This window comes from Streptococcus suis (assembly GCF_002964045.1).
In the GTDB taxonomy this organism is placed as follows: domain Bacteria; phylum Bacillota; class Bacilli; order Lactobacillales; family Streptococcaceae; genus Streptococcus; species Streptococcus suis_U.
Map to the genome: position 1 here is coordinate 1 of NZ_POPB01000127.1, position 292 is coordinate 292.

Sequence of the window (292 nt, forward strand, 5' to 3'; positions counted from 1 at the left end):
GGAGAATTTCTTGCCATTATGGGACCTTCTGGTTCAGGTAAATCAACCCTTATGAACATCATCGGGCTTTTAGATCGTTCCAGTTCAGGAAACTATTGGTTAGAAGGTGAGGAAGTCAGTCAACTTTCTGAGAAAAAATTAGCTCAGGTTCGGAATGACCAAATCGGTTTCGTTTTCCAACAATTTTTCCTCTTATCGAAACTCAACGCCCTTCAAAATGTAGAATTACCCTTGATTTATGCTGGAGTTCCATCAAGCAAACGTAAGGAACTAGCTCAACAATATCTTGAAA

Annotated in this window: 1 protein-coding gene; it reads left to right on the forward strand. The window is 39.4% G+C overall.

Going from position 1 to position 292, the window contains the following annotated elements; genetic code table 11:
* On the forward strand, positions 1-292 hold a 292-nt coding region (locus C1E99_RS00550), incomplete at both ends, for an ABC transporter ATP-binding protein (RefSeq protein WP_153060125.1).